Here is an 11,651-nt window from a genome sequence, read left to right on the forward strand (position 1 = left end):
TCGATTCTAATACAGAAAGGAGTTGCCGAATTGAATCGACTGTCGCGCGCCAAACGATCCCCAGCTTCCGGTTTGTGGAAAGATGGGTTGAGAAATGCGAAGATGCAGCGAAATCTCTTTTTGCTGTTGGCGCTAACTCCTGCCTTTGGGGGATATTTGCTGTTTACGCTCTACCCGAATATGTTGTCGGTCTATTATTCTTTATTGAACTGGAATGGCATCTCCGAGCCGGAATTTGTTGGTTTGAGCAATTTTGTGACATTGTTTCAGGATAAATACGTGTGGAGGGCGTTGCTGAACAACTTGTTCTACATGGCGACCGTGCCTATCGCCGTTATCTCCATCTCACTGCTATTGGGATACTTGCTTGCCAATAAAGGCTATAAAGGAACATCCTTTTTTAAAGTGCTGTTTTTTTTCCCGAATGTGCTCTCTACCATCGTGATTGCCCTGCTCTGGACATTTATCTATGACGGAAGTTTTGGGTTGTTAAACGATTTCCTGCGGCTGCTTGGTGTGCCGATCGGCAATTTTTATTGGCTTGGCGAAGCCAGAACCGCGCTTGCCGCGATTGTACCGCCTTACGTATGGGGAGGCGTGGGCCTCTACGTCATTATTTTCATGAATGCCATGACAACCATTCCGAAGTCGCTTTATGAATCGGCCATTTTGGAAGGGGCACGCCATATGACGATTTTATTTCGCATCACGATACCGCTGATTATGCCGATTGTCCGCATAAGCGCGCTGTTTCTGATTCTGGGCACCCTGAAAGGATTCGAGAAACAATTGATCCTGACGAACGGCGGTCCCGCGGGAGCAACGGATGTAGTCGGACTATATATTTTCAATCTTGCTTTTGGAACAGAAAATCATAACTATGGTTACGCTTCGGCTGTGGGCATGCTTCTGTTTGTCATTTTGGTGACAGCAAAATTGCTGATGGATAAATATATGCCTGACCGGTCGGTTGAATATTGAGAGGATGGAAGGCATGCGAGAGAAACGTACGATCATCGATGTTGTTTGGTGGGTTTTGCTGATCGCCTGGTCCATGGCGATATTGTTTCCGCTTTTATGGGTGTTTTATCAATCGCTGCGATCAAATCCGTCGTTTTTTCAAGATGTGTGGGCGCTGCCCGAATCGTTAAACTGGATGAACTATAAAAATGCCTGGATCAAATACGGCATCGGAAATGCGATGCTGAATACGCTCTATTATGTCGGAGTCAGTCTTGTGTTGGGCACGTTCCTGACAACGATTAACGCCTACGCGCTAACCCGCATTTCCTTTAAAGGCCGGAAGCTGATGTGGGCGCTCATCATGCTATCCTTGTTTTTGCCGGGAATCAATGCGTTGATTCCGCAATATGTGCTGATGCGGGAGCTGCATCTCACGAACAGTCTGACCGGACTCATCTTGCTCGACAGTCTCGGGGAAAATGTATTTTTCCTTATGCTTCTGGGAGGTTTCATGCGATCGTTGCCCAAGGAGCTGGAAGAAAGCGGATTTTTGGACGGAGCGTCGATTTTCCAGGTCTTCATGCGCATTATATTCCCTTTATCGATTCCGGGCATCGTGACGGTGGCGATCTTTAAATTTTTGGGACTGTACAATAATTTCCTGGGACCGTTCATTTATTTGAGCGATCAGTCGAAATACACGATCGGCGTCAGTATGTACGCGGCGAATCAAATGATGCAGTACACATCGGATTGGGTGACCATGTTTGCCGGAGTGATGATCGCGATGGTGCCTTCGATCATCATGTTTATGTTCTTTCAACGGTGGATCATGGAAGGCGCGACGCTCGGCGCGGTTAAAGGTTAGATCGATTGCTTCGTCTGCTGGGACATGCGGATCAGATCGGGGCCTTGAACCAAGATTCGCTTTTTGATAACGGGGGGCAGGGAGTATGGAGCTAACGACGCTGTATCTGGATCAGCCCATTGTATGGAAAAGAGCTGTGGATATTGCCGCGCCCTATGGTACTGCGGGGCCTACGGTCTTGTTCTATATTCACGGCGGCGGTTGGAATTCCGGGAACAGGGATCTGTTCCATTATCATCTGGAACACTTCTCTTCCCGCGGGTACTGGTGTGCCAGCGCCGGTTATCGTCCGGCGCCCGAAGTGAACTGGAAGCAGCAGCTAACCGATGTAACGGGAGCGTATCTTGCCTTCCTGCGCCATCTGGAGCGCAGGAAGGCGGCGGTCCGCAATATGATTGTCCTGGGCAGCTCGGCGGGGGCGCATCTTGCTTCCTTGCTGGCGCTTGTCTCCCCGGAGGCTCTGGATATTGCGCAGAAAGATCGTGACCTGTGGCGGAAGCCCGATGCATGCGTATCGATAAACGGTCCTGCAACGTTGGAGGAGTGGCCGGATATGAACGCGGACATAAGAGGCAGTATCGAGCAAACTATCGGGTATCCGTATGACGTTCTCGATCGTACCGATATGTTTGCCCAAGCCTCGCCGGTTAACCATGTTGGTCGGGATAGTCCTTCCTTCTTGTTCCTGCTTGCCGAGCGTGAGTATTTCTTTCCCCACGCGCATATTCATCTCATGAGCGAGAAGATCAGAAGTTACGGAAGAGAATCAGAGGCCGTTTTGATCGAAGGAACAGAGCACGGTTTTTTTTATCGCTTGGAGACCCCCGAACAACAACGGGCATTGGGCTTGCTGGAGGCTTGGTTTGACCGCCGGAAAGAAAAAAATATGAAGTAAACGAATATGGGGCTGTCCCAAAAGTATTCGAATGATAAGGGAACATTCCAATCTATACGTGAAAGGACCTCGATTTCCACTGTAAAGTGGGGGATGAGGTCCTTTTTTTCGAAAAAAATCCGACTTACCATTGGGCTCTAAAAAATTACAATTTGGCTTTTGGGACAGCCTCGTTTTATGTTTAAGCGTTCATGCGCGTGCAGGAAGCGCACTTACCTTCTGCCATTCAATAGCGGTTTCTTAAGGGCATACAGATCATCGTCCGCAGCGGCCATTCTTTCCTCCAGTAGCTTGCGGGCGTCGTCGATCGCCCCGTTATAAATATGCGGGATCAACTCGCTCAGCAAATAGTCCAGGAATTGCTCCCCCGCAAGCTCTCCGATCTCCTTGTCCAGCTCCGTCTCCAAATACTGCCGGATACTTGACACAAGCAATTGCTTCGTTTCTCTCGGCATTCTCGTCACTGACATGATACGCACCTCCCTTCGACTTGCAGTTGTACGCTGCTACGATTGCGCTAATGCCTTCCGCATATACAGGATAAAACGAGACTGATCCAGCGGGTTCACGCCTCTGCGCGGCCGCTCCGCTTTGACGTCCGGCGGGCTTTCGCGGTACTCGGCGAACGTCGTCGAGAGGATGCCCCTGCCTTTGGTCAATGACCCGAACCTCGCAGGGAAATCAAGCGAAGTCGCCACCGGCAGCTTGCCCGTCAGCTCCATCCGCTCGCCTCGCAGCTGCGGAGCGTCGAACTCTCCTCGCATGGCGATCAGTTCGTTCATGATCTTGCCGCCATGCTCTTCCGGCACGGAAATCTTGAACGCTAGCAGAGGCTCCAGCAGCTTGACGCCGATCCGGTTCAAGCCGTCCATAATGCCCATTGGCGTAGCCAGCGCGAAGTCCAACGGATGCGTGTGCCACACATGATGCTCGCCCTCGACAAGCGTGACGCGCAGATCGGTAACCTCCCAGCCGAACAGACCCTGCTGAAGCGCTTCCGGCACACGACGGGCCACCTCGTTCTGGTAGCTCTCCAGCAGCCGTTCCGTACGTTCCAGCGATTCGTAATGCAAGCCGCTGCCCCGTTCGCCCGGCTCGATGCGGAATCTCAGGATGGCCCAGCAAGGCTTCGGCATCGTATAGGCGATGAATCCCTCTCCTATCTCCGCCGGCGTCTCCTTATAAATAACGGAAGGAGCGCCGAACTCGATATCGAGATCGAATCGGCTCTTCAGCAACTGGCTCAGCACCTCGATCTGAACGGGTCCCATTACCTTAACATGCAGCTCTCGCTGCTCTTGCAGCCACTGCAAGTCGAGGTGGGGGTCCTCTTCCGTCAGCTCGCGAAGCGCGGTCACAATCGCGGGGTAGCGCGATTCATCGGTCCACTTCGCCTGCACGGTGAGAAGCGGAACCGCAAGCCTCGCCTCTCCGGGCACTCCTTCCGCGCTCCCGACGATGTCCCCGATACGCGCCTCGCTCCAGCCGTACACGGCCGCTACGTCCCCGGCTCGCAGCTCCCCGACATCTTCCGTCCGGCGGCCGCCGTCGATGCGCCGGATCTGCGTCACCTTCTCCTCCACCTCTCTCGACAGATTGAGGACGGAATCCCGGTTGCGAATGACGCCTCCATATAATCTCACGTATGCAATCTTGCCCATGGCAGCATCCCGCTCCACTCGGAATACTACGCCGGACAACGGAGCGTCCGCATCGCCCTTGGGAGCAGGCAGAAGTGCAATCAGCGCGTCCATCAGCGGCTCAATGCCTATCCCTCTGGCGGAGGCGCCGAACAGCACAGGATGGAGCCGCGCCTCCTTGGCCAGACGAGGGACGGCTTCCGCAAGCTCTTGCCCCGTCAAATCGCCCTGCTCCAGGTAACGAAGCATAAGTTCCTCGTCGGCATCCGCGACAGCTTCGGCGAGAGCCTGCCGGAACAGTTCCGCGAGCTCGCTGTCGCTTGACGCATGCCGCTTCTCGTCCTGCCGTCCGCCATCGATGTCCTTGCGTGATGCGAACTTGCGTGAGCTGAAGGCACTCGCTTGCGCGTTTACAGCGCTCTGACTGGCTGCTTCGGCGCTCTGGCTCTCGTCCGTTGCCAAGGATCCGAATGATCCGATCGGCACGACTCCGTCGAACGTCTCTTCGAAGCCGACAGGCGCCTGCACTGGCGCTGCATTCGGTGTCAGCAAGCGCCGGATCTCCGAGAGCGTTCGTTCGGCAGAGGCGCCCGTGCGATCCATTTTATTCACGTACAATAAGGTTGGAATTCCCCTCTCTTGCAGCGCATGCCAGATCACCTCCGTCTGTGCCTGCACGCCCTCCGCCGCCGACAGAATCAGCACCGCGCCGTCGATTACGCGCAGCGAGCGCTCGACCTCCGAAAGGAAATCGATGTGGCCCGGCGTGTCGATCAAATTGATCGTTGTTCCGTTCCGCTGGAACCGGGCAGAGGCCGCACGCACCGAGATGCCTCTCGTCCGCTCGACTTCCATAGAGTCGGTCTGCGCCGTTCCCTCGTCCACGCTTCCAAGCTGGCGGATCCGGCCGCTTAGGTACAGCAAACCTTCCGTCGTTGTCGTCTTGCCTGCATCGACATGCGCGAAAATGCCGATATTGCGGAGAGACTCCGTCTCGCTCGTCTTCATCTGCAGAAACTCCTCTACCATGCAATGTTTATGCTTCCCCTCAAGCGGGACATGGCATGTTAATTGATTCATGTGCAGCACTCTATGCGCTGACCCTCCATCCGTTCAAGCAACCTGTACACAGGAAGCTTACCAAAGTACCGGAGCTGCGTCCAGAGCACAAGCCGCATAGCCTGCGCGCCCCATTGTACTCGCTTTTTCATACACATTTGCTCGTCCACGTCCGTCTGCACCCCATTGTAGCCGCTTTTTCATACACATTTGCTCACCCACGTCCGTCTGCACCCCAATGTACTCGCTTTTTCATACACATTTGCTCGCCCACGTCCGTCTGCGCCCCGTTGTACTCGCTTTTTCATACACATTTGCTCACCCACGTCCGTCTGCGCCCCATTGTACTCGCTTTTTCATACACATTTGCTCGTCCACGTCCGTCTGCACCCCGTTGTACTCGCCTTTTCATTCACATTTGCTCGTCCACGTCCCTCTGCGCCTCGTTGTACTCGCTTTTTCATACACATTTGCTCGTCCACGTCCGTCTGCACCCATTTGTACTCATCTTTTCATACACAATCGCCACCCGCTTGCTCTCAACAAGACGAAAAAACGGTCTGCCGGAGTATGCTCCGACAAACCGTTTTCCGTTTCGTTGTCTCAATTACGCTTGTTGCAAAGCTTCGATCTCGATGGAGATTTTCACTTCGTCGCCGATCAAAACGCCGCCTGTCTCCAGAGCCGCATTGTAGGTCAAACCGTAGTCGCTGCGGTTAATAGAGCCTTTCGCGCTAAAGCCCGCTTTAGTATTGCCCCATGGATCCTTGCCGGAGCCCTCGAACGATACTTCGAACGTCTCGGAGCGCGTTACGCCGTGCAGCGTTACATCGCCAGTCACTTCGTATTCGCCTTTGCCGGATTTCGTGATCGATGTCGCTTTGAAGTCGAGCGTTGGGTTCTTTTCAACGTCGAAGAAGTCGCCGGATTTCAGATGCGCGTCACGGTCGCCATTACGAGTGTCTACGCTGCTCAGATCGATCTTAAATGTGATGTCCGCTGTCGTCAGATCATCCACGTCTGCCTCGATGCTCGCTTCGAAAGCGTGGAACAAACCTCTTACCTTCGCGATCATCATGTGCCGAACGGAGAACTCTACCACACTGTGGGATGCGTCTACTGCCCAAACTGTTTTTGCCATTGTGAACAACCTCCATATAATGTTTTAGTTTTATAGCGCTCTGCTTGTCGCAGAAGTGTCGTCTCTTGTTGCTTCTTGCCGATTACTAACCTTTAATAATTAACTTACTTATGTTTCGTTCATGTCATTTATCTTAAACTAAAGATATCTCAATGTCAACAGCTTTTTTCGCCTTAAGCAAAATAACTTCTAGGAATCGCGCAGCATAACAGCTAGCCGCTACTCCTGTTTAGAACAAAGCCGTTTTGATGGACGTTGATGGCCTACTTTGTTGATCGCCGTATTGATGGACGTTGATGGACGTTGATGGCCTTTTGATGGCGTTGATGACCGTTGACGGCCGTTTGATGGCCTGCCCCTCTAGTTTCCGTAACAATTGTACATTTTCACTCAAATCTACTAGCCTTTGCTTCCCCCAACCGGCAAATTGTACAAATGTACACAAATCCTTGACTCACATAGGTGATTCGAGCCTTTGCGAACCTAAATTTATGTATTTTCGTACAATTAAATCGATATTCAGCACATACGGCGCTATATTTGTGTATATTCGTACAAATGTTATCGCTACTCAATAACCCTCCATTGGAGCAACTATCCGCCATTATAAATTGGTTTGTCGCTATATGCATTCCGGACTCCCGTACCTCAATGACTTTCAGATTGTACTACTCAAGGCGTGGGACAAATGCCTGTGCCGTCGTCGTCCTTTGGCGCCGCAGCGCGTTTTTATTTCGAGAATGATAGCCCTCAAGTAGGGAGGAATATCATTCGATCGAAAAAGCCGCCCCGGCGGCTGATTACATTCAGCGCCAGAGCGGCTTGCGGTTGCAGGCTTGCTCACTGCGCGCAAGGACGTTGCCTTGTCACGCGCGAGAGCCCGCGGCGTCGAACCGTGGCTTGTCCGCCAGAATACGGCAAGATACGATTGCAACGCATGTATAGGTATAAACTTCTGATACGAAGTACGGGTTTCATTCCACGGATGCGGCCAGCCCAAGCGCGAGCCTGGCTGCCTGCGTCCTTGACGCTTTATTCCTCTTCCTCTGCCGGAGCTTCCTCCGCCTCTTCGTCCGAAGCAGCGGCAGCTTCTTCGAGCTCTTCCTCCAGCTCGGCTTCCGTAACGGCTTCGGCCTCCGCTTCGGCTTCTTCTTGCTCCGCTTCTTCCGCGAGCACCGCCTCGACCTCGATAGCTTCAGCAGCAGATTCCTCTGCAGCAGCCTCTCCTTCGATCAGCTCCACGATTTCGTCATTTTCTTGAACCACGTCTTGATCTTGGCTCATGTCTATCACCTCCTGTCCTATTTCTTATCTTAATTGTAGCGCTTTCACGCTGCGAGACAAGAGGTGTAAATTGTCGGATCATAGGAAGTTTTCGCCCGGCTTCGACCAATTTCTTCTCGAGGTTCCGCGAGGATTCGACAGCAGGCTTGGCGCGGAACTCCATGTTCGATAACTAAGCTATTCCCTCCCGCTTCTCCCCCCGACCGAGGTCTAGGTTAGCTTAAGCCTCTCGCCCGTTCCGATGAGGAACGTCGAAGGATACGATTAATACAGTCAAGGCGAAACGGCTAAGCCTTCGTTTGGCGGCGGGACGCGTTTCGTTCCGAGGAATATAGAGATAGTACGGCGTATTGATATGCTTTCCTATATTCGAAGTTGAAACGGCTGCCGCCGTCCATTGAACGGTACAGCAAGTTTTATGACGAGAAGCCTCCTTCATATCCCAGATGAAGCCGGCGCTCGCAGCGGAAGTGCATGACAGGCACGCATCATTTCTCGAATAACCGGGGGGTTTATCAGATGTACAGCTTAATCGTCAATACGGGGCAAGGAGCGCTCGCCATTCTGTTAATTATGAGCTTGATTGCCGCGAACAAGTCATCCAAGCTGATATTCAGCAAAAATGAACAAGAGCTTAATCGCAAAACGCGCAAGTTGATATTCTGGAGCTGGAGCCTGCTCCTGCTCGCGCTTCTATCCTCGGCGGCGGACGTCGCGCTGGCCGCAGCGTATCACCCCGCCTTCTGGCTGGATCGGCTCCTGCTGAGAACGCCGCTGCTGCTGCTGACAGCCATCTCCATCCCGCTTTCGGCGCTGCCTCGGATCCGCAAGCTCGCACAGCGCACGCAGGCAGGTTCGGACCAGGAGCTGGATGTCGCGAGAAGGCGGCACGCCACCGAGACCGGGCTTGTCATGCCGTTCAAGCTGACGGCTCTGGCGGCGACAGGCGCCTTCTACTTCTTCCTGGCTCCTCCCCTTCCCTTCGTCTGGTTCAAAGTATTGATGCCGATTACGATTCTTGTCTTCCTCGGCGGTCTGCTCTGGATGCATCAATCCAACCGGAATCAGGTAGCCGCCGCTTCCCCGGAAGCTACCGTCTACCGCCCTTGGCGAAGAAGATTCCGCATTAGCGGCTCCGCCATCGCGGCAGCCGTAGTCATCAGCTTGCCGGTCCTCATCGCGGCCGACAAAAGCCGCCTTCCCGACCGTTTGTCGATGATGACGGGTACGCCGGATTGGGGTCTCTCAGGGACTGCCTCCAAGCAGCACAGTCACTCCGCCTTGGGCGGCCTGCTGCACGCCAGCCATCTCCCTGGGACCGAAGCCGGCCAAGAAGCGTCAGGAAGCCCTTCAATCTCGGTTGCAGATCTCGCCGGTCCAAGGGAGGGCGAAGCAGATCGCGTCTTCGATCTGGTCGCGAAGCAGGCTGAGGTGAAGCTGTCATCCGGCAAAACCGTGCAGGCTTGGACCTACAACGGCGTCATTCCCGGTCCCGAGCTCCGAATGAAGCTTGGCGAATTAATCGAAGTGCGGCTCGTGAACGAGGATATCGCAGACGGCGTTACGATCCACTGGCACGGTCTCGACGTGCCGAACGCCGAAGACGGCGTCGCCGGCGCCACGCAGGACGCGGTCATGCCAGGCGAATCCCACACGTACCGTTTCCGCGCGGAGCAGGTCGGCACGTTCTGGTATCACTCCCACCAGCATTCCAAGGAAGCCGCCCGGAAGGGACTGTTCGGCATGTTGATCGTAGATCCTCCATCAACAGAGGATGAGCCGGGCGAAGACATTACGGTTGCGACCCATGTCTGGGAAGGAGGGGGTCTCTCCATCGGAGACAACGATACGTTGCAGCGCAAGATAGTAGCGCCCGGCACGCCCGTAAAGATCAGGCTCCTGAATACGGACAACTGGACGCGCAAGGCGCATCACGTGACGGGAACCCCCTTCCGGGTAACGGCCATCGACGGCGTCGAATTGAACAAACCCGGCGAGCTTCGCGGCACCGCGCTTTACTTAACGACGGGAGCGCGATACGACCTCGCATTCGTCATGCCGGACAATCCCGTCTATGTGAGCGTAAACGGAAGCAAGAAGCTGGGCGTGCTTTTGGCTCCTGATGGCGGAAAGGATTACGAAGTGCCGGACATCGACGGCAGCGGCGGCCTCTTCGATCCTTCGCATTATGGCGAGCCTGCCGACACCCCGTTCGGTCCGGACAGCGTCTTCGACAGAGAATTCACCATGCTGCTCGATAACGGATTAGCTTTTTATAACGGAGTTCCCGGCTTATATGATACAATTAATGGGAATGTATTCCCCCGCACGCCGATGTTCGTCGTGAAGGAAGGGGAAGTGGTGAAAACTACGATCATCAACCGAAGCGCCGTCGATCATCCCATGCATCTGCATGGTCATCATATGCTTGTCCTAAGCCGGAACGGCGAAGTCACGACCGGCAGTCCCTGGTGGTCGGATACGCTTGATGTCCTGCCCGGCGAGGTGTATGAAGTCGCATTTCTCGCAAACAATCCCGGACTCTGGATGGATCATTGCCACAATCTTGTACATGCGGCGGCAGGCATGACGATGCACCTTATGTACGACGGAGTCTCCTCCCCCTTCGAGATCGGCAGGGAGGTGCTCAATCATCCCGAATAATCTCGGGCAAGTACAAGATTTCAAGCGCATTGAAGATTGGAATAAGGGTTACAGTTGTATATACTAATAGAACGGAGTGTTTAATCATGAATATCAAAACAATCGGAGGCGCGCTCGCGCTCCTGCTAGGTGTCGTCCTGCTCTTGAATCAAGGGGAGTCGTTTGGTCCCGGCAAAATCTTTGCCTACTTCTGGCCATCGCTTTTCGTTATGCCGGTTGGCCTGTTCTTTCACTGGCTGTATTTCAGCGTGCTGGGGCGCAAGGGCATCGGCGTACTGATCCCGGGCGGCGTGCTCATCACGGCGGGCATCGTTTGTCAGATCGCCATGTTATTCGGCAACTGGGAGTATATGTGGCCGGGCTTTATCCTCGCGCCTGCTGTCGGCTTGTTCGAGTTTTACTGGTTCGGCAACCGCAACAAGTGGCTGCTGATTCCGATCAACATTCTAACTGTGCTGTCCCTGCTCTTCTTCGCGGTCTTCTCCTTCGGCGCCTTGATGGGCGAGATGTTGAAAGGCCAGCCTTACTTCGCGATTCTGCTCATTCTGGGCGGTGCCGCGCTGCTGACGCTGCGGAGGAAAGCCGACTAGGGCAGCCAACCAAGGAGGCCATCTGTCGTTATGCTAACGTTCCAACAGAAAATTGATATTATCGCGTCCTTTCCTGAGCTTCAGCGGAAGGACGTTTCGCTTGGGCGGGTCAACTTCCACTTCGAAGAGAGCGTCCATGACAAAAAAACCGTCGTCTACCACCTTCATCCCAATGGCAACGGCTTCGTCTACGCAGGTCTTCTCGGCGATGTGCACGTGGATTCCAAGGGTTTGGTGAATATACGCGACTACTCCGAGGAAGAGCTCCGGAGACTGGTCGCGCGCTCCATCGCTTCGTTATCGGGGGACGGGCCCGCCGACGCCGAAGCCTCCGGTTCGGAACGCGCTGCCGCGAACAGAAAACCCCTCCCGGTCACCGAACGGTGGCTGAGCCCTGGCGGCGAAGCCTACACGCTTCTCTTTGATGAGGAGATGTGGTACCTGTACGCGGGGGACGCAATCGACATGGCCTTCGAATCCTATAAGGAGGCTTTGGAATATTTGGCAGAAGAGGAGTTTCGACGGGGTTAAAGGATTTTGCCCTGTT

10 protein-coding genes are annotated in these 11,651 nt (G+C 54.1%); 6 read left to right on the forward strand and 4 right to left on the reverse strand.

Going from position 1 to position 11,651, the window contains the following annotated elements; all coding sequences use genetic code 11:
* Window positions 1-30: 30 nt before the first annotated feature.
* From KJW29_RS25470 to KJW29_RS25480, 3 genes are all read left to right on the forward strand, one after another.
* A complete protein-coding gene (locus tag KJW29_RS25470) occupies window positions 31-981 on the forward strand; it encodes a carbohydrate ABC transporter permease (protein WP_246608377.1) in 951 nt (316 codons plus the stop codon).
* 13 nt (window positions 982-994) lie between these two features.
* On the forward strand, window positions 995-1,831 hold the full coding sequence (locus KJW29_RS25475) for a carbohydrate ABC transporter permease (protein ID WP_214626738.1): 837 nt from the start codon (window positions 995-997) through the stop codon (window positions 1,829-1,831).
* 85 nt (window positions 1,832-1,916) lie between these two features.
* Window positions 1,917-2,726: an alpha/beta hydrolase gene (locus tag KJW29_RS25480; RefSeq protein WP_214626739.1), complete on the forward strand. Its 810-nt coding sequence runs from the start codon at window positions 1,917-1,919 to the stop codon at window positions 2,724-2,726.
* A 212-nt stretch (window positions 2,727-2,938) separates the two neighbouring features.
* Here KJW29_RS25480 and KJW29_RS25485 read toward each other — a convergent pair whose 3' ends face one another.
* The 4 genes from KJW29_RS25485 to KJW29_RS25500 all read right to left on the reverse strand — a co-directional run bounded on the left by KJW29_RS25485 (window position 2,939) and on the right by KJW29_RS25500 (window position 7,850).
* Window positions 2,939-3,196, reverse strand: a complete 258-nt coding sequence (locus tag KJW29_RS25485) for a DUF2164 domain-containing protein (RefSeq protein WP_214626740.1) — start codon at window positions 3,194-3,196, stop codon at window positions 2,939-2,941.
* A 36-nt stretch (window positions 3,197-3,232) separates the two neighbouring features.
* Window positions 3,233-5,374, reverse strand: coding sequence for a GTP-binding protein (locus KJW29_RS25490; RefSeq protein ID WP_214631316.1), 2,142 nt, complete (start codon window positions 5,372-5,374; stop codon window positions 3,233-3,235).
* A gap of 658 nt (window positions 5,375-6,032) precedes the next feature.
* The gene (locus KJW29_RS25495; RefSeq protein WP_214626741.1) at window positions 6,033-6,566 is read right to left on the reverse strand and encodes a YceI family protein; all 534 of its coding nucleotides are present in this window, start codon (window positions 6,564-6,566) and stop codon (window positions 6,033-6,035) included.
* 1,032 nt (window positions 6,567-7,598) lie between these two features.
* On the reverse strand, window positions 7,599-7,850 hold the full coding sequence (locus KJW29_RS25500) for a hypothetical protein (RefSeq protein WP_214626742.1): 252 nt from the start codon (window positions 7,848-7,850) through the stop codon (window positions 7,599-7,601).
* A gap of 519 nt (window positions 7,851-8,369) precedes the next feature.
* Here KJW29_RS25500 and KJW29_RS25505 point away from each other — a divergent pair.
* The 3 genes from KJW29_RS25505 to KJW29_RS25515 all read left to right on the forward strand — a co-directional run bounded on the left by KJW29_RS25505 (window position 8,370) and on the right by KJW29_RS25515 (window position 11,635).
* On the forward strand, window positions 8,370-10,514 hold the full coding sequence (locus tag KJW29_RS25505; RefSeq protein WP_214626743.1) for a multicopper oxidase family protein: 2,145 nt from the start codon (window positions 8,370-8,372) through the stop codon (window positions 10,512-10,514).
* Between the two features lie 86 nt (window positions 10,515-10,600).
* Window positions 10,601-11,104 (forward strand): hypothetical protein, encoded by a 504-nt coding sequence (locus KJW29_RS25510; protein WP_087572182.1) that lies wholly within the window; start codon window positions 10,601-10,603, stop codon window positions 11,102-11,104.
* Between the two features lie 30 nt (window positions 11,105-11,134).
* Entirely contained in the window at window positions 11,135-11,635 is a 501-nt protein-coding gene (locus tag KJW29_RS25515) for a hypothetical protein (protein WP_214626744.1), read from the forward strand.
* Window positions 11,636-11,651: the final 16 nt, after the last annotated feature.

This window comes from Paenibacillus agaridevorans (assembly GCF_018604145.1).
Lineage (GTDB): Bacteria > Bacillota > Bacilli > Paenibacillales > Paenibacillaceae > Pristimantibacillus > Pristimantibacillus agaridevorans.

Bases quoted from the DNA above. Each gene is read 5' to 3' on its own strand.
- KJW29_RS25475 (WP_214626738.1), top strand. From the start codon at position 995: ATGCGAGAGAAACGTACGATCATCGATGTTGTTTGGTGGGTTTTGCTG.
- KJW29_RS25480 (WP_214626739.1), top strand. From the start codon at position 1,917: ATGGAGCTAACGACGCTGTATCTGGATCAGCCCATTGTATGGAAAAGA.
- KJW29_RS25485 (WP_214626740.1), bottom strand. From the start codon at position 3,196: ATGTCAGTGACGAGAATGCCGAGAGAAACGAAGCAATTGCTTGTGTCA.
- KJW29_RS25490 (WP_214631316.1), bottom strand. From the start codon at position 5,374: ATGAAGACGAGCGAGACGGAGTCTCTCCGCAATATCGGCATTTTCGCG.
- KJW29_RS25495 (WP_214626741.1), bottom strand. From the start codon at position 6,566: ATGGCAAAAACAGTTTGGGCAGTAGACGCATCCCACAGTGTGGTAGAG.
- KJW29_RS25500 (WP_214626742.1), bottom strand. From the start codon at position 7,850: ATGAGCCAAGATCAAGACGTGGTTCAAGAAAATGACGAAATCGTGGAG.
- KJW29_RS25505 (WP_214626743.1), top strand. From the start codon at position 8,370: ATGTACAGCTTAATCGTCAATACGGGGCAAGGAGCGCTCGCCATTCTG.
- KJW29_RS25510 (WP_087572182.1), top strand. From the start codon at position 10,601: ATGAATATCAAAACAATCGGAGGCGCGCTCGCGCTCCTGCTAGGTGTC.
- KJW29_RS25515 (WP_214626744.1), top strand. From the start codon at position 11,135: ATGCTAACGTTCCAACAGAAAATTGATATTATCGCGTCCTTTCCTGAG.